Here is a 26,504-nt window from a genome sequence, read left to right as displayed (position 1 = left end):
CGTAGGGGGAGGTGGTAGCTGAAGTTATAAAGGACTTATTAGTCATAAAATAAGGATTTTTTTTACCTACCATCCCGCCCTTTGGGCATCCTTCCTTCTCGAAGGAGGGGAAGTGAGTTAGATATTTCTTATATACTCTTAACTTAAGATATAAATTGTAATTTAAACCAAGTATAGAATGAAGCTAAAGTGTATCCTAATTGTAGCTTGCAGCCTCTTCACGTTGACGGGACAGGCGGACGAAGGTATGTGGATGCTGGGAAACCTGAATAAACAGACCCGTAAGACTATGAAAGAACTCGGCCTGCAAATGCCTGCCGATAGACTATATAATCCGAAGAAACCGTCGTTGAAAGATGCGGTAGTCAGCTTTGGAGGGTTTTGTTCCGGTGTGGTAGTGTCGGAAGACGGGTTAGTGTTTACCAATCATCACTGCGGTTTCAGTAGTGTGCAGCAACATTCGTCGGTGGAGCATGATTACCTGAAAGATGGTTTCGTAGCCCGTAGCCGTGCGGAGGAATTGCCTAATCCGGAGCTTTATGTTCGTTTTCTGCTTCGTACGGAAGATGTAACCAAGCGTGTGCTGGGAGCCGTTAAACCTTCGATGAGCGAGATGGAACGTTCCAGTGCGGTAGACTCTATGATGATGGTAATAGGCGGTGAGGTATCCCTGAAAGACTCCACTTTGCTTGGCGTGGTAGATGCTTATTATGGAGGCAATGAGTTCTGGCTCTCCGTTTACCGCGATTTCAACGATGTGCGGCTGGTGTTTGCACCTCCTTCCTCTGTTGGTAAGTTCGGTTGGGATACGGATAATTGGGTGTGGCCTCGGCATACAGGAGATTTCTGTGTGTTTCGTATTTATGCAGACCGCAAGAACCAGCCTGCCGATTACTCCCCCGACAATGTTCCGTATCACCCTGAATATGTAGCGCCGATTTCACTGGATGGCTATAAGGAAGGCTCTTTCTGTATGACGATAGGCTATCCGGGAAGTACGGAACGTTACCTTTCTTCATTCGGTATCGAGGAAATGATGAATAACTCCAATCAGGCGCAGATTGACATCCGTGGCGTGAAGCAAGCCATCTGGAAACGTGAAATGGACAGTAAAGACAGCATACGCATTAAGTATGCTTCCAAATACGATGAAAGCTCCAATTACTGGAAGAACAGTATCGGTGTCAACCGTGCTATCCGTAAGCTGGGAATCCTGGAGAAGAAACGTGAAATGGAACAGGAAATTCGTCGATGGATACAGCAAAACCCGGACGAACGTGAGAAACTTCTTCAACTATTTACAGACCTAGAACTGAATTATAAGAACCGCCGGGAGGTAAATCGTGCACAGGCTTACTTTATCGAGTCCTTCTTATATGGACCGGAATTAGTGCAGCTTGCACTGAAGATTCTGAACTTCGATTTTGAAGGGGAGCAGAAAACAGTTATTGCCGCCTTGAAAGATATCGTTGAGCAATACTCTAATTTGGATCTGGATATAGACAAGGAAGTATTTACGGCACTGTTGAAGGAGTATCGCTCAAAAGTGGATACCACTTTCCTGCCGGAAATCTACCATACTATCGCACAGAAATATAATGGGGATGAGAAAGCTTTCGTAGATAGTCTTTATGCAAGTTCTGAGTTGACTACTCCCCGTGGTTTGAAACGCTTTCTTGAACGGGATACTACCTATCAGATTTTCGATGATCCGGCTATCTCGTTGGGCATTGATATGCTGACGATGTTGTTCGATATGAATATGCAGATGCAGGCACCTACTACGGAGATCATCCGTGGGGAACGCTTGCTGAATGGGGCTATCCGTCGGATGTATACGTCTCGTAACTTTTATCCGGATGCCAATTCCACCATGCGGCTGAGCTTTGGAACGGTATGCGGTTATACTCCCTTTGACGGAGCGGAATATGATTATTATACAACGACAAGGGGTGTCCTGGAGAAAGTAAAAGCTCATGTGGGTGATGTTGATTTTGCAGTACAGCCGGAGATACTTTCATTACTCTCTTCGGGCAATTTCGGAAGATATGCCGATGAAAAGGGCGAAATGAAGGTGTGCTTCATCTCTAATAATGACATTACGGGTGGCAATAGTGGTAGTGCGATGTTCAATTCGAAAGGTGAATTGCTGGGGTTGGCTTTCGATGGAAACTGGGAAGCTATGGGCAGTGATATTCTTTATGAACCGAAGATGCAGCGTACCATCGGGGTGGACGTGCGCTATATACTGTTTATGATTGAGAAATACGGGAAAGCAGGGAACCTGATCCAGGAATTGAATATTCTCAATTAGTGGACGGGCCCCTGCTTTTCGTGAGGGAGACAATTACTTGCTTCCGGACAAGATTCCGGTATCGGTATCCCTGTTGTTGATTCTTCTGCCTTGGCTGTTGCGCTTCTTTCCGAAGTCAAGGCTGAAGGATGCATTTACCATGAACAAAAGCCTTAAGTTCTTGGAATACGCTAACTGGCGGTAGGGAGCCGACTTTGATAAGTTTTCTATTTCCTGTTCATACTTCTTGGTAAACGGGTTCAACACTCCGGCAGAAAGGCTCCATTTCTCCGTATTATATCCTGCCATGATGGTGTGCAGCTTCTCCTCTTTAGTCAGTGTTTCACCCCACAGAGTGTGGTTGCTGGTATTCATTTCTGCCATCAGTACCCAGTTCTTGTACATTGCCATCAGACTGCCTCGCAGTCCTGCATTGGTGTGTGTATGCGTGTAGGTGTTGCCATAGCTGATATAGCGGTTCAGAAACGGAGTGATTTTAATGGAGATATACTCTTTGTAAGGTCGTATTTGTATAGCTGTCTCCAGATTGATCCGGTGGAAACCTTTATGATTCTCGGTAGTGCGGACAAAATACCCGTCCTCATAGTAGGTATTTTCCATAATCGGCTTATTGTCATAACTATATCTTCCAAATAAATCGACAGATACATACTTGCTTTGCCAACTGGCAGACAGTGTATTGGCATAGAATGTAACAGACTTTAAGTCGGGATTTCCTTTGCGTATCTGATACTTATCCATTGCTTGCGAGATGTCGTTCAGATCGGACAGGGAAGGAGCATACCCCGACACGTATCCGTTGTATCTGAAAAACCACTTCCCGTTGATAGAGTACGACAGGCTTAAGGAAGGTTTGACTATATACTTCTCGGAAGAATACTGCTCCTGACTGTTATAAGTTCTCATGGCTCCAATCCCTACTGTGTAGTTCAGAGCTTTTATCTTTGATTGATATTCGGCAAATAGGTACGTTTCGGCCGTATTCATCGTGATTTTATTCTCTATATTACCCGAATATCTATTTTGCAAATAGGCCTGTGTATGCTTGATACCTCCGGTAAACTTACCCGTACTGAATTGTTTTTCGTAGATACCTTCTCCAATGATGGAGTACTTCTCACCTTTGGTTTCTGAATAGATATCCGTATCGTTATTGTCATTATTAAGGGCTTTCTGAATAAAAGTCCGTTCATTCTTGCTGTCCAGATAAGAAGCCACTATATCTGCATAGATTGTCTGCTTGTTTTTCAGATTCCTCTGGTAATAGATATCCAACGAAGGGATAACTACTTTGGAGGTAGAAAGGTCGGATATGGAGTAAGAGGTGTCTCCTTCATACAATGTACTGATTCTGTCCGACATGGAACTGGGAGTATCGCTGTATTGATTTCTGAGAGCAATATTGAGAAGTTGTTTGTCATTATCCTGGTAGCTGTAATTGAGGTTGAAGTTAAGGTTATCATACTTTACTTTGGTAGGTTCTCCCACTTCTCTGTTCTCCTGATAAGCCTCCGGAAAGTGGAAACTTTCATAGTTTTCGCGTGTCCACTTCAGATCTCTCTGTCCCCAATATACGGTAGTGCTGAGCTCTGACTTATTGAAGTGGTATTTGGCGGCGAGGTTATGTTCGCCATATCCCGTATCGGGTACTCCGTTGGTGAGATCGGCAGAGATACTCCCTCCTGATTCTCTTCTCTTTACAATGTAGTTCAATACAGCTCCTGCATTTCCATAACGTGCGCCGGGATTGTCTATATATTCGATGCGGATCACATCTGTCGGGCGGATGGCAATTATTTCAGCTTGAGTCACTTCTACGCCGTTAATCCTAAGTTGCACATTGTCTCCTCCGGGAATCGTGATGCTGTTGTCTATCGGATTGATCAGAATGCGCGACAGTTGTAGATTTCTCAGTAAGGAAACTCCGTTGGAAGCGGCTTTAGTCTGCATTTCGGTCGGGAGGATAATTTGCCGGTCGGTCTTTTTGATGATGGGGCTGGCTGTGACGGTAACACCTTCCAGCATTACATTGTCGGGTGATAAGGGCAGTTCTCCCAGATTCAGGTTGGCTTGCAGGTTGCGGATGGAGAGATAGGAGTTTTCATATCCGACGCATGAGATACATAAGATATAATCTCCATCGTTTACTTCTTTCAGCAGGAAGCCGCCACCGTTATCTGTGGCAACTCCGGTGATGAATGTTGAATCCTGAGTCAGCAGGCTGACATTGGCATACTCGATGTGCTGATTGTTACTCTCATCGATGATTTTCCCTGTGATTTTGTTTGCCGCCATCAGGGAGGTACATAGGAATAATACTCCTGAAATGATACTTAGTCTCTTCATTTTTCTTATTATTTTTAGTGATTATTTCTGTTCTTTGAACATGACAAAGGTAGGGGGAACGGGGGAGAAAAACGGTTTATATATGGCACTAAATAAAGTGCAATGGATTTTGCAACTATCTGATAATTAAAGTGTTTTGAACTGCAGTTTATAGAAAAGTTTATATCTTCCTATTTCAAGTTTATATATAAAGAAAAGTGCAAAAAATGGGATGCCGTAACTTCCGTTAATTGATAAATATCTATCTTTGCAAAGACTTAAAGCAAGAAGGAAGGACGGCATGAAAGCATTGAAACATGGTTTGATAGGTTGGGTATGCGTGCTGGCATTGGCAGCATGTGCAGAAGCCCTGCCGTCGCAACGTATCCAGATAGAAAAGGCGGAGCAGATGTTACAGCAGAATGCAGAGGAGGCGATTGCTCTGCTTCGGTCGGTGAAAGATCCCGAAATATTGCCGGATTCATTGCGGGCACGGTTTGCATTGGCTATGGGGCAAGCCCACTATAATGCGCATTGGGTGATGAATGAAGACTCTTTGCTATTATATGCTCTGGATTATTATGGAAGGCCGGATGTACGCGACACATTACAGTTACTGCGTACCTATAAACTGGCGGCGCATTACTTCTACGATAGCGAGAGATATAAAGAAGCCACTGAGATGATGGCCGAAGGGAATCGCATTGCAGCCCTGCGTGGTGATACGGCAGCCCGTCTTGATTTGCTGCGGTCCGTAGCGAATATAGGGGAAGGTAATGATGACTTTGAAGGTCTGATACGCTTGCAGAAGCAATTGATAGCTATAGAGCCTGATTCCACCCGGCGATATTCCAATTACAACAGTCTGGCGATATCATACTACTGTGCAAATCAGAATGATTCTGCGCTGCTGGCTCTCCGTAAAGCTACCGAATGCCTGTATACATCCGCAGACTCTCTAAAGGCGTTATACTATGTGATGCGCAACTATGCTGATATATTGAGTGACTCCGGGAAGAATCAGGAAGCTATCAATTTGCAACGCCATAGTTTACAAGAGTATAAAGAGACGAAACATCCTTTCGAGTCCTTATCTTATTATGCTCTTTCACGTTATTTCCTGAATATGGGGCAGGTGGATTCCGCCCGCTACTATATACAAATGGGGGATAGTGTGCGTTCGCCCTATATTGACCAGGACTTATCGTTAGCAAACTTTTATCTGGTACAGAAAACGTTGATGAATTATATAGATAGCCGTTCTTTTACAATCCGGGATGTGGCGTTCTTCTCAAACCGGTTGTATAACAACTTTATCCGTGACCAACGGGTGATAGCCCAAAAAGGGAAGGTGCAATTGTTACTCCAACAGCAGAATATGAATCTGCAACTGGAAAAACAGAAAGAACGGACCTTCTTTGTCGGAGTGGTGGCTCTCTGTATTTTGTTGTTGCTGACTGTCGTCTGGTATTTGCAGCGAAGAAAGCATTTACTCGTGGAAAAGGAAGAAGAACTGGAGGCCTTGCGCCGTCTGCTGCATGAGACGGAAGGCGATGAAAGCGGCAATAATGATAAGTTTGTCAAGAAGATGCTGCTTCAGCAGTTAGGTCTGATACGTATTGTGGCTACGAATCCCAGTTCCGATCATCAGGAGCTATTGGTACAGATGGGACGGATAGCCAATAAAGATGTAGCGGTGGATGATTTGCTGGTTTGGAGTGATTTATATAAGACTATCGACATGGTACATGATGGCTTTTATACCCGTATCAGTCAGAAGTATGGAAATATCCTGAATGAAAAGGAACTGCAACTCTGCTGTTTGTTAAAGTCGGACTTTTCGACGAAAGAGATTAGCGTGGTTATCCAGCAAAGCATACGGACGGTGTATCAACGTAAGACGGTCATACGGCAGAAATTGGACATGGCAGAAAAAGAGGATATCGTTGAATTCCTTTCTTGTAAACAGATAGGTAGATGATTGACAGTACTATCTTAGTTCTCCTCCTCCTCGGGAGGAGGGGAACTAAGATACTCTATCCGCGTCGTCCGCGTACCTATTATGCAATTCCCCGGATGCGGTCATCAAATGCCGACAGTGCCGCCTTTGCACCTTCACCCATTGCAATTACTATCTGTTTGTAGGGAACGTTCGAAACATCTCCTGCCGCATAAACTCCCGGAAGTGTGGTGCGGCAAAAAGCGTCGATCTTGATTTCGCCTATTGGAGTCGTTTCCAGCATGTCACGGAAAGGAGCGCTATTGGCTGCCAAACCAATCTGTACGAAGATACCATCCAATGGGAAATCCCGTTCTTCACTACTTACACGATCTTTGACGCGGATAGCAGTTACCTTATCACCGTTTCCCACTACCTTTGTGGTCTGTGAAGAAGTGAAGATTTCTACATTCGGCAAGCTTTTCGCCTTTTCTTGCAGTACCTGGTCAGCTTTCAGCGTATCCGCAAATTCAAAGACAGTCACTTTCCGGCAGATACCTGCCAAGTCGATGGCTGCTTCTATACCGGAGTTTCCTCCACCGATAACGGCTACGTCTTTTCCCTGATAGAACGGCCCGTCGCAATGCGGACAAAAAGCTACTCCTCTGCCTATATACTCCGTTTCACCATCCACATTCAGTTTGCGCCAGCTTGCACCGGTGGCGATGATAACACTGGGAGATATGAATACTTCACCGCCCACTACTGAAATCCTCTTTTCTTTTCCTTGAAGCTCCGCCTTCTCTATTTTACGGTCTTCAAACAAGTCGATGGGATAATGATTGATATGGCTTCTTAAATTGTCTGCCAACTGTGCACCTGTAGTCTGCGGTACGGAAATCAGGTTCTCGATTCCTACGGTTTCCTTTACCTGACCACCGACTTTTTCAGCTATAATAGCTACCCGTAATCCCTTGCGGGCTGAATAAATCGCAGCTGAGGCACCTGCCGGCCCACCGCCTAATACAAGGACATCATAAGTCCGTGAGATAGGTTCTGCATTTCCCACAGGTTCGGAGCCGAACATTTCTTCCAGCTTTTGCAGAAGTTCGCCTAAGGTGCCGCGTCCTACATGAAGCAATTTACCGTTGGCATAGACGGACGGTACGCCTTGTATTTTCAATGCATCCACTTCTTCCTGGAAAAGAGCACCGTCTATCATTTCGTGTGTGACCTGTCCGTTCAGCAAAGCCATTATATTCAGGGCCTGCACCACATCGGGGCAGTTGGTACATGTCAATGATACATAAGTCTGCAATGAAATAGGTCCTTTCAACGCCTGGATACGTCGGCTGATGGCTTCATCAGGAAGATTTTTCCCCTTTCCATCGGCATTCAGTACTGCCAGAAGCAAAGATGTGAATTCATGACCGTTCGGTATTCCGCGGAATTTGACACCGGTTTCTTTCCCGTTTTTCAGTAAAGAGAATTCCAACTTCGGTTCTTCGGTTTCAGTTACCTCACAGGAGAGTTTATCGGAACATCCTGCTACATCTTTCAGCAACTCTGTCAGTTCCTGTGCGCTTTCGTGCCGGGGATGGCAGGTGATATGAAAAGTGTACTGCGTTTCCAGGTTTTGGAAGACGCTGCGTACTTGATTTAAAATGCTTGTTTCTAACATAACAGTCTATATTAATGTATTCCGTTGGCGGGATTAATTCGTTTCTATAGGGTTATGAACTAAATGATAAATAATCTTTTAGACGCGGATGACACGGATGACGCGGATCTTTTTTTATCCACTTTTATAGCGCAGCCTTTTAAATCCGCGTTATCCGTGTCATCCGCGTCTAAAAAATAATATACCGAATGGCGCTAATCACTTATCACCAAACACTAATCACTTTTATTCCTTTCTTTTTTCGATATAAACTAATCTCGCCAACGGGTACTAATGTAAGATAAAAGAGGCCCCCTCTATGTGTGCAATGGATAAAGGGGACCTCGCTAATAAAAAAGGGATGTGAACTTAAATTTTACCAACCAAATCTATACTTGGTTTCAGTGTTTCGCCGCCTTTCTTCCATTTTGCGGGACATACTTCACCGTCGTGCGTTGCAACGAACTGTGCAGCTTCTACCTTGCGGAGAAGTTCGTCGGCATTACGTCCGATGTTATTGTCCTGTATTTCGGCAATCTTGATTTTGCCTTCGGGGTTCACGACAAATGTGCCGCGGTAAGCCATACCTTCTTCTTCGATCATTACACCGAATGCACGAGTCAGCACGCCTGTAGGGTCTGCCAGCATCGGATACTTGATCTTACGGATACTTTCGGATGCATCGTGCCATGCTTTGTGCACGAAGTGAGAGTCGGTACTTACTGAGTATACCTCTACACCCATTGCCTGGAATTGCTCGTATTTTTCAGCGATGTCCACCAGTTCGGTAGGGCATACAAACGTAAAGTCTGCGGGATAGAAGAAGAATATTGCCCACTTGCCTTTTACGTCTTCGTTAGTTACTGTTTTGAAACTTCCGTTCTGGAATGCCTGAACTTTGAATTCAGGAAGCTGAGAATTGATAATTGGTTCCATAATCTTTTTTGTTTTAAAAGGTTTAGTACTTTGTTTTACTGATGCAAAAATATAGCATCTTTTGCCGATAGAACAAAAAAAACGATTGAAAAGATTTATGGGCCGATAGACGAAATCTATACAACGCACTGAGTTGCCCGCAGGGACAGCATTTCGCAGGGTACAGAGGCTTGTATTTCTTTTGTGAGTACCTCCAATAAAGTGGTTCGTATGAAATGTTCGTTGGTGATGAGAATGATCTGCCGGGTAGGAGTGGGAATGGCAAAGGGGCGCACCAACTCTTTCTGTGTATCGTTGAGCTGATCGATGGCAAGTTCAGGAATGAAGGTAACACCTTTACCGCTTTCTACCATACGCATGAATGTCTCCATGCTACCCAGATGATAGGCGATCTGGCTGGCTTGTGCCGCCTTCATCTGACAGAAGCGGACTAACTGGTCGCGGAAGCAATGTCCCTCGTCAAGCATCCAAAGCTGTTCGTCGCTGAGATCGGAGGTACGGATAATCTTATTATCGAACAGTTTGCTTTCGCGCGCGATATAAGCATAGAATTGTTCGTAGAATAAAGGTATCTGGCGGAAGTCATCCTTTTCAGGCAGGGTGGCGATGAGGCCGGCATCTATCTCTCCTTTTATAAGAGCCTGTTTGATGTCCTTCGTCTTCATCTCTGTTACGCGGATATCCAATTTAGGATATTTCTTCATCAGTTGCGGAAAGAAGCGGGGCAACAGGTAAGGGGCGATGGTGGGGAGTATACCTAACTTAAAGACACCCGATAAGGAGTGCTTCTCTTCTTCAATAATATCCTTTATATGGCCTGCCTGTTCCAATACGATACGGGCTTGCTCTATTACAAGTTGTCCGACTGGAGTAGGACAGATGGGCTGTTGGCTGCGGTCGAATATCTTGGTGTCTAACTCGTCTTCCAGTTTCTGTATCATGGCACTCAGGGTGGGTTGAGTTACACGGCAATGTTCCGCGGCTTTGGCGAAATGGCGGAACTGACTAACGGCAAGAATGTATTCCAGTTGTTGTAAAGTCATGATAAATAAGGGGTTTGAACGGGTTATATAGATTCTGTCTATGCAAAGATAGAAATTATCTGTTTGACAAGCATGGGTTTCCGCCTTATCTTTGTACAAAAAACGAAGAAAGGCTGCATCTCAGCATAATCAAGCAAGCTTGCTTCTGCCTTCGATTTGCACTTTCTTTGCAACAGAAAAAAGAAAAACAGTATAAATTATTAAAACCATAGAATTATGAAGACTTTAAATTATATCAAGTTAAATGAATCGGGAGTAGCTAACGTAGTATCTGCATTGCATCAACTTTTGGCAGATTTCCAGGTATATTACACGAATCTGCGCGGTTTCCACTGGAACATCAAGGGACATGGTTTCTTCGTATTGCACGAGAAGTTTGAAAGTATGTATGACGACGCAGCCGAGAAGGTGGACGAAATTGCAGAACGTATCCTGATGCTGGGTGGTGTACCCGAAAACAAGTTCAGCGAATACCTGAAAGTTGCAAAGATCAAAGAAGTATCTGACGTGGCTTGCGGCAGCGATGCGGTTAGCAATATTCTTGAAACTTACGGATACCTCATTGGTGAGGAGAGAAAGATCATTGAACTGGCTAATGAAGCAGGCGACGACGTTACTGCCGACCTGATGACAGGCTATCTGAAAGAACAGGAAAAGATGGTTTGGATGCTGGTTGCTTTCAGCACAAAAGGATGCACAGACAAATAATATATAGGTTTAGGTGATAAATGATGGAAAAGGTGATGAAGTGGTGGAAACACTGCTTGGTCACCTTTTCTTTTTTTCTAAAAATACTACCTCTCAATAGTAGATGTAGTGGCAGTCTTAACAGATAGCCCTAATCCACGCAAGTATTGGCGTGTATTGAAAACACGCCTAAAAAAGAAGGCAGTGACTTCTCCGCACTATTCAATCTATTCCATCGCCTAAGGCAGAACCTTTTAAGTTATGGATGGGCAAGTGGCTGTAGAATATCTTGACCAAATGCAAGGCCCCGAACTTTCCATTAACCAAGCATTAATGGACTACAGAGTGTCGGCATTTCCCGCTTTATTGAAATTGTACGCGTATTCGGAAGAAGACTATCGCTTGACTATGGTCGGAAAACAATACTCTTTTCTTCCGCAGTCATCGGCTACCAAGGTTTTGAAATGGATCAGAAACATTCGCCTCGCCCTCAAAGGGATAAGCCTGATGGCGGCTTGTGCTCTGATTGATATAGCGTTGAATCTGGAAGATATATTGAGTTTCTTCGAGTCAGGAGGAAGATCCTATTTTCAGTATGATGTGGCGCAGGATTTCTTGGCGCCTATCCTTGTTACACTGGGTGTATTGATAGGTGATATCATGCATTTGGCCGGATTGTATGGCATGGAAGATTTGTCGGGAAGCGAAGATGCGAAAGCGATGACGAAGGTGCATAAAGGCTTCTGTTCTTTTGTTGATAGGTTATATTATTCCGGGTGTAGGCTCAGTGATATCATTGATAGGATATGTGATATATTATCTGGCGTGGAAGAATAATATTTGCAAGGCATCGTTTGTGGAAGTGAAGTAACTGTGCCCTAATTTATGCAAATATCTCCTTTCTGTCGGTTTTTGAGAGAAATGCTCTTTCCGTTCTTTCAGTCTTTCAGCCCTTCCGAGCTCCCTGTTCATCGGCATTCCGGCTGAAACTTCCGACCTGAATGTTGTTTCAGGCATCTTTCAGCCGGAATGCCGATGAACAGGGAGCTCGGAAGGGCTGAAAGACTGAAAGACTGAAAGAAGAAAAAGTTTTTTTATGACTTAGTAATGTTAAAAAATAAATAGAGGGGGATAAACGATCATTTATGTACCAAGCTGTTTTATGAAGAATGATTAAGTTCTTTTTTGAAGAATATTTGACCTGAAAACAAGTAATGATGTGATCCGGTACAAGTAATGTTGTGGGTGATTACATTGCTTGTTCTCATCCATAACAAGCAATGTAATTTCAGGCAATGATCACCCCATGACTATGCTTGGATTTACTTTACACTTTTGTTTTGATATATACTGCTTTTCTTCACAGTTAAAAATAGTCTTCCTGTTTAAGTTTACATCTTGGATTTTACGTTCCTGATAAACTTTACACATTCCCTTGCCGGTTATAAATATATACATCTTCTATAGATGTGTATTTTTCCATGCCCCAATTAGCCATTAATTATATATCCGACAAGGAATATTATGAAAAACACCACGGTGGTTTGCCTTAGCTCTTTGGAGGCGTGAAGCCTCCAAAGAGCGTTAAGCTGCCGCGCTAACCCTCATTTCCTTGGGTGTTTTCATATTATTACTCCTGTGTGGGCGTATATTATTGTAGAAATCAATAATCCGGGCTATCCTGATTCTTGCTTCGACAATATTCCCGGGACGTTTCTCCCTGTATAGCCACTCCTGTTTTATAATTCCATTTACCCTCTCGGCAATCGCATTGTCAGTGGGATTTCCGTCTTCTGTCATACTAATGGAAATATTCATTTCCTTGAGCCTGTCCACATATCTATTACAACAATATTGTGCCCCTCTGTCCGAGTGATGGGTCAGTCGTGTGAAATCAGCCTCGGGAAACATGGTTATGGCCTGGTTGAGTGCTTGCAGAGTGTTCTCCGCTACAAGACTCTCGGACAGGGTCCAGCCTACTATCTCATGGGTAAACGCGTCAGTAAGCAAGTGGAGATAGCAGATGCCGTCGTCCGTTTCAATATAGGTGATGTCCGCCACCCATAACAGGTTCAAGGTGGGAGGCTTATATCCTTTTATACGGTTCTTGTACATCCGGTAGTTATGGTTGGAGTTGGTGGTATGACGGCGTTTTAAGGCGGGAAGCATGAGCCCCTTGCGACGCAGCAGGCGGTAGAAGCGGTCACGCCCCATCAGCTTGCCTTCATATATATCCCGCAAAATGAGAAACAGCTTGTAAGCGCCAATACCGGGTGCCAATGTGCGGATTTCCTGCACAAGCCCGATGACTTTTACTTCCGTGAGAATTCTCTCCGAAAGAACCCTGGAACTTACCGAATAATATCCTTCCCGGCTTTTGCCAAACAGTGAGCACAGGCATCCTATGGAGGTCTTGGGATGCCTGTGACGAAGGCTGTTTACTGCTTGGCGCCAGCTTTTTTTAATAAATCGACGCCATATTCTTCACGACCGATTTTGAGAACTTCATTCAGAGCTTCATTACGAAGTTCGGAATATTCCAGAGCCTGGCGTAGGCGAAGGATTTCAGCCTGCATTTCTTGCTCGCGCGATGGGGGCATGCCTTTTCAGGCTTGGGGGATTTCTTCTGACGCATCTTCGATAGTCGGATTAGTAACTCATCCGACAAAGATAAATCTTTTTCAGACAAGACAAAGGCTTTTTCCCATCTGTGCATCGTGCCGCAGTGCAGACCATATTTCTTTTCTATGAAATATTTTGTCGAACCGCTACAGTAGTAGTCTATTAATACCTGATGCTTAAAATCTAAGCTAAACGTACGTTTGGAGAGTGAGTCTTTTTTCATCTTTACAGCTTTTTAGTGTTAAAATGGTGTAAAGTAAATCTGTATTAAGACATACCGTTATGAATTAATTCTTTTAACTTCTAAACGAAGTGATAACTCCTTTAACTCCTGCGTATGAATTATGTAGGCTAACCCAAATGTTTTTTCCTGTATTCCGTAGGAGTCACCCCATAAATCTGCTTGAAGCATTTGCTGAAATGCTGTGAATCTTTGAAGCCGACCTTATAAGCCACTTGGGTAAAGTTATCCGACCCCTCTTCTATCAGCTCTGCCGCTTTCTTCAAACGTATGTTTTTGATGAGCTCCATCGGTGAGATACCTATGAGCGTCTTTATCTTTTTGAATAGGGCGGAGCGGCTGATTCCTGCTTCTTCAACAAGCGTATCTACGCTCAAGTCCGGATGATCCAGATGTTTGTTGATGAAACAGACAATCCCGTCCAGCAAGTCTTTATCGGCTTGCGGAAGTGAGCGAAGCTCTTCTTGCTCTTCGGAATCGATATTGCTTTCTTCTTTATTTTGTATGAGTTCTGAATAATACAGTGCCTGAATCCGCTTTCTTTGTCTGATGATATTCCATATCTTGGCTATCAGATAACTCGCACTGAAGGGCTTGGTTATGTAATCATCCACGCCCAATTCCAAACCTTCATTTTGATTTTCCACATCTGCCTTACTACTCAGTAAAACAATCGGTATGTGGCAGGTATAAGTATTGGCTTGTAGCTTCTTGACCATTTCGATCCCTGTCATTTCCGGCATTACAACATCGCTGACAATCATATTCGGCAGGTACTTGATTGCCTTTTCCAATCCCTCTTTTCCATTGGAAGCCGTGATCACACGAAACTCTTCGGAAAGAATCGTATGTAAGAAGAAAAGAAGCTCCTGATTATCATCCACCACTAAAATGGAACTCTTGCCGCAGTCCTTACAAGCCTCTTCTTCTGCTTCGTAATCGTCTCTCAGAAAGAGAGTATCATTCTGGGACAGTTGAGGCCGTTCATCATAATCTGATAGAATGAACTCCGTTTCAGGTGCAAAATGCTCTTTTCCTTTACGGAAGTAGATGGTGAAAATGGAACCCTCGTTTATTTTGCTCTGTAAAGTGATTTTGCCTTTGTGTAACTCTACCAGTTCCTTGACTAAAGACAACCCTATGCCTGTACTTTGTTTCTTGAAGATGTCGGAACTCACGTAATTCTCGAACCGGTTAAAGATACTTTTTTGTTTTTCCTGACTGATGCCATATCCCTGGTCGGATATTTGCAGAATGATATTGGTATCAGTTTCCTGAACAGACAGATGTATGACTGTTCCTTTGGGTGAATATTTAAAAGCATTCGTGATCAGGTTGAAGAGAATGCTTTCCAATTTATCCGGATCTGCCCATAAAAATAGAGGCGATTCTTTAGATTCAAAGGTGATTTCACTTTCCCGTTGGATGGCAATTGACTGGAAATTATTTATAATATGTTCGATGAATGCGGCTATTTCTATTCTTTGTACTGTAAGTTTGGACTCATTCTGTATCTTCTGCAAATCGAGTACCTGATTGATGATTTTCAGTGTATGTTTGGTGTTTCGTTTTACCAGAGCCAGGTCTTGCTGAATGACAGGACTCAAGTCCTTTTGTGAGAGCATGTGGTCTATGGGGGCTACGATCAGTGTGAAAGGGGTACGTAGTTCATGAATCATATCTGTGAAGAACTTGGTTTTTATATCTAAGATATGCTTCTCTATTGCAACCCGGTTTCTGAGTTTATAGATAACAAACAGAATATAGGTTGAAATGGCAACAATGAGGATAAATATAATGAAATACAATATGGTACCGTAAATGGATTCCCAGAATGAAGGCAATATGGTGATGGAAATCTCCTTTATCTTATTACTCCATACTCCGTCACTGTTGGTTGATTTAACTTGGAAACAATAGTTCCCTTTAGGAATGTTTGTATAGACTGCCATACGGTTGTTTTTTACATAGTTCCAGTTGTCAAAGCCTTTCAGACGGTAGGCGTACTCTATCTTATTGGGGAATTTCATGTCCAGTGTCTCATAATTGATGCTGAATGAGTTCTCCTTGTGGCTGAGGGTTATGCCGGAAGACCGGTAGGAGGGTTCCTTTTTTTCTCCGTTTATGTGGATATCTGTAATGATGAGGTTGGAGGTATAGCTGTTCCTCTTCATTTGCTGAGGGATTATTGATAATAATCCTCTGTCTGTTCCAAACAGCATTTCATTGTTTGAGAGGCGACAAGCCCTGCTGTCCGTCAGTAGGAGCCCTTCGGGTAGAAATCTGTTATCATATATTTCAGTTGAATCATTCTCCAGAAATAGACGGTACAGTCCGTTTTCCGATGGAATCCACAGATTACCTTCATTATCTTCCGCCAGCGTCAGCGGAACGTTGGAGATCATCTGTGGAGATGAATAGTTTTTGAATATCCCGTTGCCTTGCTCGTCAAAGCCCGTAAGCTTGTCGAGGCCTCCACCGAAGGTTGCTACATAGATTTCATGTTTGCTACTTTCGAAAATATCATAAACATTGTCGCAGCTGAGGCTATTCTTTGCATTACCGTTGCGCACGATGGGGGTATAGGTCAACTTGTCTTTGCTCCATTTACACAGCAATATACCTGATGTGGTTGCCAGCCAGATGTTATCCAGATGATCTATGCAGATATTCTTGATTCTTGAAAAACGGGACGGATAGTCTGATAGTTTATTGCCCGAATGGATAAAGCGCTCATTTCCGTTTGCATCTTTAGTTATCTGATTAAGTCCGCCACCCAATGTGCCCACCCAGATTCTGCCCTGCTTATCCTCTTTCAGGGAAAAGATGAAGTTACAATTCAGACTGAATATGTCAGCCGGATTTGCTTTATAGTATTTGAGTTGAAAGTTCAGTTTGCCTTGAGGTACTAATTTTATAATTCCTTCATTGCGTGTTCCCATCCATATATTTCCTTCTTTATCTTGCAGCAAAGCATATATGGCACCAAGATACTCTGTCTGATGAGACAACTTTCCGGTGGAATTTAAGAAGCCAAGGAAGTTTTTATCCTTGTCATATACTTGAATATCCCCATTCTTGCCTCCGACCCAAATGTTGTGGTCAGCATCTTCCATTATACTTCTCAATTCGTTCGTGGACGGATATCCTTTGACGTCAGGCACCGAGAGAGTGAAAAGATCATTCTTGAAAGATACCTTTATAAGTCCTTTCGGCTGTCTGGCAATCCACAGGTTGTTTTGGTTGTCGAAGTAGATCTTCTTTATTCTGGGTTGCCTTGATTCCTGGCTGTTTCTGCTGATCGAGAATAAAAGGAACTCATCCGCCTTTTCATCATAATAGTTCAGGGCTTCATTCTTGGAGAATACCCACAGTCTTCCGTTGCGGTCTTGTGACAGGGAACGTTGCGAGTTGTTATATTCTTGTGTTTTTAGCTGATAATGCTTATAGTACGTGCTGAATGGTTTGATGCGGGTAATCATTGCCGTGTTTTTGTAGGCCACCCATATATGTTTCTGATTATTATCTTCGTATAATGCATTAATCTGGTTGCTTAACAGTTGATTCGAGGTGGTATAGTGGGTACCCTCTCCCTGATACCCTTCCGTCAGAAAGAAGCCGTCATTTTCTGCTATGACAAGGAAATGCTTGGAATCATAAGCTTTGATTCTTATTAGGGGGCTGGTGGTATTGAACTTCAGTATGGAATGCGTATCTTTTTTAGGGTCGTAGATGTAGAGTTGCCCGTTGTCTGATCCCAGAATAAACATACCTTCCCACTTTCTGAAACTATAAAAGCGGTTGGGGGAAGATAAAATAGGTGTGAGTTTGCCGTCTTCTTTCGAGAATTTGTAAATCCCCCTGTCAGCGATAATCCAAATGATATCCTGATTTTGAACAAGACTTATGATACTACGGACTTGGGATGAACTATCAAGAATTTGCAGACAATCCATCGTTTCTTCATTGGGTCTGATTCTTAACAGGCGTCCGTCAGTCTGGAATACCCAGGTATCTCCATCGGAAAGGGTAAATATATTTTGGACAGGAGCCGTTTGCGAAGCAAAATGATCGAACTTGCTGTTCTCCGGAGAAAAACGGTAAAGCGAGTTCTCATCATCTAATAGCCACAGCTGATTATGAGCGTCTATCTTTATATCATCAATCCGGTTGGTAGCTAAATCATTCGAATCTCCGGGCAGTACTCTGTAAGTTACAAATGAATGTCCGTTGAAACGACAGATTCCATTCCAGGTGGTGAACCACATATATCCGTTTCTATCTTTCGTGATGCCGGTTATGGTTTGTTGCGGTAGTCCGTCTTCAATGCTGTAGCGGGTAATAACATGTTGTGGCTGCCCGAAAACCGGCGGACAGAACCAAAAAGTGAGTATGAGTATTGATAGGTATAATTTCATTTTGTATTTATTGATTTTTTAATCGGAAAAACCGATATGTCGTTATGTAATAGACGGACAAACACAATTCTTGTACGCTCATACAAAGTTAAAAAACATTCGTTAGGTAATTTTGCGACAAATAACCTTTATTAATTAATTTATTTGGAATTGATGAAAACATCTATTAATCTGAAAAACATGCGAATATTGCTTAGTATGCTATTCGTTTTCCTGAGTGTCAATGCTGTTGCACAGAACATTACGGGAACTGTAAAGGACAATCTGGGAGAACCCGCCATTGGTGCTTCCGTAGTTGAGAAAGGGACAAGCAATGGAACGATTACCGATGTAGACGGTAAGTTTACTTTGAAAGTCTCAGGAAAGTATCCTATTGAAGTTTCATACATAGGATATATGACGCAGGTGATAAATCTGAAAGGCAAAACTTCTTTGAACATTATTCTGCAAGAAGATACGAAAACACTGGATGAGGTGGTTGTGGTCGGTTACGGTACAGTGAAGAAAGCTGACCTTAGCGGTTCTGTCGTATCTATAAATAAGGAGGATATCAAAGGTACTCCGACAAGCAATGTGATGGAGGCCCTTCAAGGTAAGATTGCAGGTGCCGATATTATGATGGGGTCCGGTGCAGTAGGCGAGGATGTGGACATCTTGCTGCGTGGTTCCCGTTCTATAAACGGCAGCAATGAACCTCTGTTTATCATTGACGGTGTGCAGGGAGCCAGTTACAATCAACTGAACCCGAGTGACATTGAACAAATTGATGTATTGAAGGATGCATCGTCAACTGCCATTTATGGTTCGGCAGGTGCCAACGGTGTTATTATTATCACTACAAAACGCGGTGCAGCCGGAAAGGTGACTGTGAATCTGGATACAAAGTACAGTATCTCGGGCGGAGCTAACTTTGTGCATGGTATGATAGGTGATGAGTGGTATCAGTATCAGAGGGAATATTACCGTACTAAGAATGGTGATTATCCGGAAAATTTCTTTCAGATGTATAACTCTGAAGCCATACAACAGGCTTATGAGAACAACCAATGGATAGACTGGATTGATGAGGCTACACAAGGAAATGCTTCTCAGAAAGATGTGAACTTATCCATACGGGGCGGAAGTGATAAGATCAAGGTCTATTCTTCTTTTAGCTATAACAATACGGAAGGTTTACTTTCTAATGAAAATCAGACGCGTTACGGAATGAGGTTTAATGTGGACTATGACATTCGCAAATGGCTGAAGATAGGTACCAGTTCAGCGCTTACTTATACAATCAAGAATTCGCGAGGCAAGAATATCTTCACTAAATCGTTGACTGCATTTCCTCTGGGTAAGCCCTATGATGATAACGGCAACATCAATGTTGAATTTATCGAAGGAGAAACCTCGCCATTCGGAGATGAAATAGAGAATCAGTATGCCAATGAAACCCGCACGATTTATGCCAATGTCAATGGGTATCTGGAAATTATTCCATTAAAAGGACTTTCATTTCGTTCGCAGATCAGTACCACGCTGAGTAGTTCACGTAACGGACAGTATATTGGCGAACATTCTTTGCAAGGAGTTGAAAACGGGTATTCGTCACCTTATGCATACATCAATAACAATTATGGGTATAGCTACTTATGGGATAATATCCTGACCTATAACTTTGACTTCCTCAAAGATCATAAAGTGACGTTGACCGGTGTGACTTCATGGAGCCATGGACAGAGTGATTACAACAATATGCGAGCTTCCGGACAACCACTTGATTCGTATTTGTTTCATAATATGGCTTCGGGGATTACGAAACATGGTGTACAATCCTATTACTCCCAGAATCAGAAGATGTCTTATGCTTTGCGCTTCAATTACGTATACAAGGATAAATACATTGCTTCATTCACCACACGCTGGGATGGTGCATCCCATCTGGCTGATGGACATAAGTGGGAGTCATTCCCTGCTGGTGCACTGGCATGGCGTATCTCACAGGAACCTTTTATGCAGAGTACGGAAAAATGGCTGAGTAACTTAAAACTCAGATTGAGTTATGGTGTTACCGGTAACTCCGGAGGTATGGGAGCCTATTCTTCACAGACCGGAGCAGCGACTTATTCGGCTGTTTCCATCGACGGTGTGTTGAGTTCTATGAGCCAACTTGTCTCTCCTTATGGAAACCCGTCTATTGGTTGGGAAAAGACATACCAATGGAATTATGGTGTGGACTTGGGGCTGTTTAATAATCGCATCAATCTGAGTGTTGACTTTTATGATTCAAAGACAAAAGACCTTTTATTCAGCCGTACATTACCTATAACTTCTGCTATTACGGCCTGGGGATCTCCCATGACTACTTGGCAAAACATTGGTGAAACCAGCAATAAGGGGTATGAAATACAGTTGTCCACTGTGAATATACGGAACAAGAACTTCGAGTGGTCTTCATCCATATCCTATACTCACAACGATGAAAAGATTGTAAGTCTGCCTGACGGTGACCTTATTGCCAAGAAATTGTTTGAAGGACATCCTATCAAGACATTCTATGACTATAAATATGCCGGAATATGGGGAACTGCCGAAGAGGAAGAAGCCGCAAAATACGGGTGTCAACCGGGTTATGTGAAAATAGAGACAGTGGAACAATTCACTACAGATGAGAATGGAAACCTTGTGGGAGACGGTGGAGTACATACTTACAGTAATACACGTGACCTTCAGATATTAGGTTCTAATGTGCCTGATGGTATCTTAGGCGTAAACAATACATTTAAGTATAGAAATTTTGATCTGAGTGCTTTTGTTATGCTAAGATATGGACAAATGATAGATAGTAAAACTATCGGATGGTACTCTACTAAAAACAATAACCAACCCAAAGGTACTGACTACTGGACTCCTGAGAATCAAACCGCTTATTTCCCCCGGCCGGGTATTGCCAGTACTACGGGAATAGAGTCTTTAAGGTATATTGATGGTTCTTATGCCAAGATAAAGAACATAACCTTAGGGTATACTTTCCCGAACAAGCTGTGTAAGCGCCTGGGAATTGAAAAGTGTAGAATTTATGGAACTGCATATAATGTATTTGTCCTGCCGTTTAAGAGCGAATTGAAGCATACAGACCCTGAAAACAACGGTTCTGATACCTTCCCGCTTTACAAAACTTATCTCTTGGGACTTAATGTATCTTTTTAACTAATAATTCAATAAGAATAGGTATGACTACGAAAATAAAAAACTGGCTGACTGTAACAGTAATGGCAGTGACGATAAGCAATGCTTCTTGTACACTTGATGAATATAATCCTTCGGGATACACTATGGATGCGTTGTCCGTTTCGGTAGAGGGCTATCAAACCATACTTAATAATGTTTATTTCGGTATGGAAAGAGCACTGTATGGATATGGACAGTTCATGCTCATGACTGAAGGGGGAACAGACATCTGGACTTCACAGAAAAATGGTGATAACCTCTACCTGAAATATGGTATGGGTTCTGACTTTGCTAATAACATGATGGCTAACACGTTGAACTGTTGTTATGATGGTATCTGTTATTGCAATCAGGCAATTGTGAAGGCTGATAAAGTTCCTTTCACTACCGATGAGGAAAGAAACAAAAAGGTTGCGGAAGCTCATTTTATGAGAGCGGTATATTACTATAATCTGGTGGAACAACTGGGGGGGGTGAAATTGCAAATGGCTCCAGTAGAAAATGTAGATTTACATCCCGGTAAAGATACTCCGCTGGATATCTATGAGAAGTGTATTATTCCGGACTTAGAGTTTGCGGCACAATGGTTACCGGTGGAAGAAAGGACTACCCGTCCTTCTAAAAAATCGGCAATGGGTATGCTGGCCAGAGCCTGTCTGCAATCCATAGAATATGATTCTTCTAAAAAGTATGCACAACGGGCTTTAGAGGTAGCCAAAGAAATGATGGAAGACTGCAAAGCGGGAGGAGCGACTCTGGGAGTATCTATGTATGATAATATAGAGGAAGTTTTCGCTGAAAGCAACAATTTTGAGAATAAAGAAGCCTTATGGAAACACCGCTATGTGGTGGGAGGTGTAAGCAACCAGGCTTGGATCATGAACCAGAATGATGAGCAGTTCTATTGTCCGCTTACAGCTTTCTCAGCCATTCAGTTTAAGACGGATTTACATTCCGGTAATGAATATGATGGTTTGTCCGATTATCAGATATGGGGCAGACGTGCAGGCGGAAGCTTTATGCCTTCAAAATATCTGTTGGACTTGTATGTACAGGAAGATGGCACTTTGGACCCCAGATATCATGAGTATTTTCAAACTTCCTGGACAGGGAATAAAGACAAAGGTCAGGCATGGAGCGAATCACAAGTGAAGCAGTTTGATAAGAATCTGGATTCTCCTGAAATATCAGCAATGGTACCTGATCCGATAACCGGTGAGTTGGTACGTCAGTATACCAAAATTCTGTTTGGTGAAGCGGCGCTCGAATTTATCCGTCCGGGAGATGAAGGATATGCAGAAAAGGTAGCGGTAAAGAAGGACTCAAAAATCCTGTATGTTGACTACAAGGATTTGTATGCTGAGGACAACACGGTGATTATGGATTATCACAGAGATTATGATAATACGGATGTAGTCAGCCCTTGGCTCAGTTTCTATCCGTCGTTGATGAAGCATAACAGCAGCAATTATTACGTTAATAACTTGAGCAAGAAACGTCTCGGAAATCTGAATGCTACCTTTATGATGCGTACTCCTGAGGTTTTCTTAATAGCTGCTGAGGCCGATATTTACGTAAATGGCGGAGCAAATGCGATGCAATACATAAATCAGGTTCGTGAGCGTGCCGGTGCCAAGGCTCTGTCCGGTGCGGCAACAGTAGAAACAGTATTGGATGAACGTGCCAGAGAATTGTGTGGGGAGTATGTACGGTTCTATGATTTGAAGCGTACAGGGAAGTTGACCAGCACCTATCTGAAGTCTACAAATCCTGATGTCGGTCAATACTTTGTAGATGGCAAACATGAGGTAAGACCATTCCCGCAGTCATTCCTGGAGAATCTGGAAGAGGGTGGTGGCTATTACCAGAATCCGGGGTATTAATATATTAAATTCAAAAATAGATAAGAACGTTGAATTGGATGTTCAAGGATTTCATCTGCCTGTGAAGGTAGATGAAATCTTGTGTTATAGCTATATATCGGAAGTGTTGCATCTATATATCGGATGTACAGCATCTATATATCGGACATGCAGTATCTATATATCCAACGCCACCCATATATAGATACTAAAAAGAGCAGGCTGAAAGCAGGACATTCTATTTTTTCAGTATGATCACCGTAACCGCCGAAATAATCAATCCGATGCCTAAGGCGATGCTTTGAGTGAAAGGTTCTCCAAAGATGAGAATACCTACACAGACGGCAGTCACAGGCTCCATGGCTCCCAATACAGAGGTGAGTGTGGAGCCTATGTTTTTAATGGCGCGTACCAGTGCCAGATTAGATATTACGGTCGGTACCAATGCCAGCATCACCAGGTTTCCCAGGGTTATCCGGTCCGGGATGGCCTGTACTCCGACTCCTGTCACTGTCATTCCGGTGAAAAGAAGGATTCCGCCAAAAAGGAAAACATAGAATGTCATTTTCAGCCCCTTCATTTCAAGGGATTTCAGTTGACTGACGGTGACCAGATAGAGCGCGTAGCCCAAAGCAGAGAGCAGAACGATAAAAATACCCAGTAAAGTAACAGTCCCTGTCGTATCTCCATGCGAAAGGAAGAAAACTCCGCTTACCGCTAAAGCGATTGCTGCTATACGCCAAGGGGATTTCTTTTCGCGGAAGAAAATCATCATAATAAGCGTAGTCAGCACCGGATACATGAAATGAATGGTAGTAGCTACTCCGCTTGACATGAACTTATATCCCCAGAACAGAAAAACAGCGGAACAGTCATACAGGAATGCCAGCAGGAGAAGTGGAAGTATCTCTTTCCGGCGGATGCGGAAAGACTGCTTGTCGAGCAACAGTATACAGGCCAGTGCCAGCATGGCAAAGAGGAAACGGTAGAGCAGTATGGACCAGAACTGCATGCCCTGATGCATGGCAGGAATGGTGAACAGCGGAATAAGTCCGAAGCTCGCCGAAGAGAGAAGGCCATATAAGAATCCGTTTACTTTGTTCACGTTAATAAGTGATTAGTGGTTAGTGATGAGTAATTAGCAGTTGCACTAATCACTCATCACTAACCACTAATCACTATTAATCATTTCTTCTTAGGTGCCCGTCTTGCCCAGCCTTCTTCGCTGAAATCGGGCTCTTTATCACGGAACTCCTTGTTGTCGCCTTGAAAGAACTGTCTCCAATCGTCTTTCTTGCCGCGGGCGTCGGTATAGCCACGCTCTTCGCGGCTTGGTTTGCTTTTCTTTTTGTCAGCCGGAGCACTTTCAGATTTACTTCTACTTTTTCTGGGGGCATCGCTACGTTTTCCAGATGCATCACTACGCTTTTCGTCTTTGAAGCTGCGTTTCTTGCCTTCAAATTCCTTCTTGCCGTAGTTGTTGCCCTCACTCTTACGTCTGCCTTTGGGAGCTTCCTTGCCTTCTTCGCCGGCAATTTCTACAGATACCTTTCGGCCGTTCCAGTTCGCACGGTTCAGGGCTTTCACTACATTACCTGCCTCTTTCTCATCTACTTCGAAGAATGAGAAGTTCTTCATCAGGTCAATGCGCCCCAGCTCCACGCGTCCGCGGGTATTACCGTTCAGTAGGCCTATCAGCTCATTTGGGAAGAAATTATCCATCTTACCCAGATTGATGAACAGTCGGGTGAATCCCGGATCTGCTTTGCGGCTGTTGCGATCACCGGTGCGTTCGCTGCCGCCTCTGCTGTTGCGTTCGCCACGGCTGTCGGTAGGCATTTCTATTTCTTCGCGATTGCGGTAATATTCTGAGAAGCGGTTAAATTCATGAGAAACCATACGCTTGATCAGGTCTTCTTTGCTCAACCAGTCCAGTTTACGGTATATTTCAGGCATGAAATCAGCCATATCTTCCTCATTCACCTTCACCTTTTCCAGGTCATCGATTACTTTCAGCAGCTGTTTCTCGCAAATCTGTTTACCGGTAGGCATTTCACCAACAATAAACTTCTTGCTGATAATCCGTTCGATTTCACGCATTTTACCTTTCTCGCGCAGGTTGATGATGGCGATGGAAGTACCTGTCTTTCCGGCACGTCCTGTACGTCCGCTACGGTGAGTGTAGCTTTCGGTATCATCCGGCAAGCCATAATTGATGACGTGAGTCAGATCGTCCACATCCAGTCCGCGGGCGGCAACGTCCGTGGCAACCAGGATTTGCAGGTTGCGGATACGGAATTTCTGCATGACGGTATCACGTTGTGCCTGGCTTAATTCTCCGTGCAGTGAGTCAGCGTTATAACCGTCCTGCATCAGCTTGTCGGCAATCTCCTGCGTTTCTTTTCGTGTACGGCAGAAAATGATACCATATATTTGCGGGTAATAGTCTACGATGCGTTTCAGGGCAGCGTATTTATCTTTGGCATGAACGGTGAAAACCACATGCTTCACATTGCTTGTGCTTTCATTTTTCCGTCCGATGGTGATTTCTTTGGCGTCACGCAGATATTTCTTTGAAATGCGTGCAATTTCCGGGCTCATAGTGGCGGAGAATAACAGGGTGTTACGCTCTTGCGGTACATCGGCAAGAATGGCGTTGATGCTGTCCGTGAATCCCATGTTCAGCATTTCGTCAGCCTCGTCCATCACTACGTTTTGGATGGTGGTGAGGGATACCGTTTTGCGCTCCATCAGGTCGAGCAAGCGTCCCGGGGTGGCGACAATGATATGTACACCCTGTTTCAGGGCGCGTATCTGGCTGTCTATGGATGAACCACCATATACAGGCAATACCCTCAATCCGGTGATGTATTTGGAATAATCATTCAGATCACCTGCAATCTGCAAGCAAAGTTCGCGTGTAGGGCAAAGTATAAGGGATTGTGGAATCCGGTTCTTTACATTAATTTTCTGGATAAGTGGTAAGCCGAATGCGGCGGTTTTCCCCGTTCCTGTTTGTGCAAGTGCTACAACATCATTATTTTCTCCTAAAAGGTAAGGAATCACTTCCTCTTGTACCGGCATGGGACACTCATATCCCATTTCTTCAATGGCGCGGCGTATCTCCGGCGACAGACCGAGCTCTTCAAAATTCTTCATTAAATCTTTGTATATCTTTATATTCGGGCACAAAGATAGAACAAATTTAGTGATTAGTGATTAGTTATCAGCGATAAAATTGAAT

14 protein-coding genes and 1 pseudogene are annotated in these 26,504 nt (G+C 43.4%); 6 read left to right on the top strand and 9 right to left on the bottom strand.

Annotated features, from left to right (window positions below; all coding sequences use genetic code 11):
• Positions 1-178 precede the first annotated feature (178 nt).
• A complete protein-coding gene (locus K429_RS0109495) occupies positions 179-2,314 on the top strand; it encodes a S46 family peptidase (RefSeq protein WP_026366740.1) in 2,136 nt (711 codons plus the stop codon).
• 33 nt (positions 2,315-2,347) lie between these two features.
• Here the strand turns inward: K429_RS0109495 and K429_RS0109490 are convergent, their stop codons facing one another.
• The gene (locus K429_RS0109490) at positions 2,348-4,660 is read right to left on the bottom strand and encodes a TonB-dependent receptor (protein ID WP_026366739.1); all 2,313 of its coding nucleotides are present in this window, start codon (positions 4,658-4,660) and stop codon (positions 2,348-2,350) included.
• Positions 4,661-4,940: 280 nt separating this feature from the next.
• On the opposite strand from K429_RS0109490, the gene K429_RS0109480 reads away from it, so the two are divergent.
• Positions 4,941-6,620 (top strand): tetratricopeptide repeat protein, encoded by a 1,680-nt coding sequence (locus K429_RS0109480; RefSeq protein ID WP_007211098.1) that lies wholly within the window; start codon positions 4,941-4,943, stop codon positions 6,618-6,620.
• A 79-nt stretch (positions 6,621-6,699) separates the two neighbouring features.
• On the opposite strand, the gene ahpF is transcribed toward K429_RS0109480, so the two are convergent.
• The 3 genes from ahpF to K429_RS0109465 all read right to left on the bottom strand — a co-directional run bounded on the left by ahpF (position 6,700) and on the right by K429_RS0109465 (position 10,217).
• The gene (gene ahpF, locus K429_RS0109475; RefSeq protein ID WP_026366738.1) at positions 6,700-8,259 is read right to left on the bottom strand and encodes an alkyl hydroperoxide reductase subunit F; all 1,560 of its coding nucleotides are present in this window, start codon (positions 8,257-8,259) and stop codon (positions 6,700-6,702) included.
• Between the two features lie 348 nt (positions 8,260-8,607).
• Positions 8,608-9,174 (bottom strand): alkyl hydroperoxide reductase subunit C, encoded by a 567-nt coding sequence (gene ahpC, locus K429_RS0109470; protein WP_007211096.1) that lies wholly within the window; start codon positions 9,172-9,174, stop codon positions 8,608-8,610.
• A 116-nt stretch (positions 9,175-9,290) separates the two neighbouring features.
• Positions 9,291-10,217: a hydrogen peroxide-inducible genes activator gene (locus K429_RS0109465; RefSeq protein ID WP_026366737.1), complete on the bottom strand. Its 927-nt coding sequence runs from the start codon at positions 10,215-10,217 to the stop codon at positions 9,291-9,293.
• A gap of 216 nt (positions 10,218-10,433) precedes the next feature.
• Between K429_RS0109465 and K429_RS0109460 the strand changes: the two genes are divergently transcribed.
• Positions 10,434-10,925 (top strand): Dps family protein, encoded by a 492-nt coding sequence (locus tag K429_RS0109460; protein WP_007216682.1) that lies wholly within the window; start codon positions 10,434-10,436, stop codon positions 10,923-10,925.
• Positions 10,926-11,006: 81 nt separating this feature from the next.
• Positions 11,007-11,249, top strand: a pseudogene (locus tag K429_RS29820) (hypothetical protein); the annotation flags it as partial.
• A 1,239-nt stretch (positions 11,250-12,488) separates the two neighbouring features.
• On the opposite strand, the gene K429_RS0109445 reads toward K429_RS29820, so the two are convergent.
• The 3 genes from K429_RS0109445 to K429_RS0109435 form a co-directional block, all read right to left on the bottom strand.
• Positions 12,489-13,292 carry an IS3 family transposase gene (locus tag K429_RS0109445; protein ID WP_231501878.1) on the bottom strand — a complete coding sequence of 268 codons (804 nt, stop codon included), beginning with the start codon at positions 13,290-13,292 and terminating at the stop codon, positions 12,489-12,491.
• Between the two features lie 50 nt (positions 13,293-13,342).
• A complete protein-coding gene (locus K429_RS30870) occupies positions 13,343-13,504 on the bottom strand; it encodes a hypothetical protein (protein WP_231501835.1) in 162 nt (53 codons plus the stop codon).
• Between the two features lie 373 nt (positions 13,505-13,877).
• Complete coding sequence (locus K429_RS0109435) at positions 13,878-18,185, bottom strand: two-component regulator propeller domain-containing protein (protein ID WP_026366735.1); 4,308 nt, start codon at positions 18,183-18,185, stop codon at positions 13,878-13,880.
• A 153-nt stretch (positions 18,186-18,338) separates the two neighbouring features.
• Here K429_RS0109435 and K429_RS0109430 point away from each other — a divergent pair, with 153 nt between their 5' ends.
• Both K429_RS0109430 and K429_RS0109425 read left to right on the top strand, forming a co-directional pair.
• On the top strand, positions 18,339-21,377 hold the full coding sequence (locus K429_RS0109430) for a TonB-dependent receptor (protein WP_022208186.1): 3,039 nt from the start codon (positions 18,339-18,341) through the stop codon (positions 21,375-21,377).
• A gap of 23 nt (positions 21,378-21,400) precedes the next feature.
• A complete protein-coding gene (locus K429_RS0109425; RefSeq protein ID WP_026366734.1) occupies positions 21,401-23,281 on the top strand; it encodes a RagB/SusD family nutrient uptake outer membrane protein in 1,881 nt (626 codons plus the stop codon).
• A gap of 217 nt (positions 23,282-23,498) precedes the next feature.
• Here K429_RS0109425 and K429_RS0109420 read toward each other — a convergent pair whose 3' ends face one another.
• Together K429_RS0109420 and K429_RS0109415 are read right to left on the bottom strand one after the other, a co-directional pair.
• On the bottom strand, positions 23,499-24,365 hold the full coding sequence (locus K429_RS0109420) for a DMT family transporter (RefSeq protein WP_007211083.1): 867 nt from the start codon (positions 24,363-24,365) through the stop codon (positions 23,499-23,501).
• Between the two features lie 80 nt (positions 24,366-24,445).
• Positions 24,446-26,419, bottom strand: coding sequence for a DEAD/DEAH box helicase (locus tag K429_RS0109415; RefSeq protein WP_007211082.1), 1,974 nt, complete (start codon positions 26,417-26,419; stop codon positions 24,446-24,448).
• Between the last annotated feature and the right edge of the window lie 85 nt (positions 26,420-26,504).

The organism is Bacteroides sp. 14(A), from assembly GCF_000526555.1.
Taxonomy (GTDB): domain Bacteria; phylum Bacteroidota; class Bacteroidia; order Bacteroidales; family Bacteroidaceae; genus Bacteroides; species Bacteroides cellulosilyticus.
Note: the sequence above shows the minus strand (reverse complement) of the source record. Positions and strands in the feature narration are given on the sequence as shown.